The sequence below is a fragment of the Janthinobacterium foliorum genome (genome assembly GCF_978021625.1).
This window is the reverse complement of sequence record NZ_CDXDQE010000061.1, coordinates 1-431: the sequence shown is the minus strand read 5'-3', so window position 1 is coordinate 431 and position 431 is coordinate 1. Positions and strand designations below refer to the sequence as shown.

Sequence of the window (431 nt, the reverse complement as noted above, 5' to 3'; positions counted from 1 at the left end):
CGCGCACGATGCACAGCACGGGGCCGAAAATCTCCTCTTTGTAAATCGTCATCTCCGGCGTGACGTGGTCGAACAGGCTGCCGCCGAGGAAAAAGCCGTTTTCATGGCCGGGCAGGACGAAACCGCGGCCATCACTGACCAGCTTGGCGCCCTCCTGCACGCCCGTGGCGATGTAGCCGGCGATCTTCTCCTTGTGCACCTGCGTCACCACCGGGCCCATTTCCGCTTTTAGATCCATGCCCTGCGCGATTTTCAGGGCCGCGATGCGCGGCACCAGCGCTTGCACCAGCTGGTCGCCCACGTTGCCCACGGCCACGACGACGGAAATGGCCATGCAGCGCTCGCCCGCCGAGCCGAAGGCGGCGCCCATCAGGGCATCGACCGTCTGGGGAATATCCGCGTCCGGCATGACGACCATGTGGTTCTTCGCG

1 protein-coding gene is annotated in these 431 nt (G+C 64.7%); it reads right to left on the bottom strand.

All coding sequences use genetic code 11. The features are described 5' to 3' along the window. On the bottom strand, positions 1 to 431 hold a 431-nt coding region (locus tag ACZ92H_RS29480), incomplete at both ends, for an aldehyde dehydrogenase family protein (protein ID WP_465051977.1).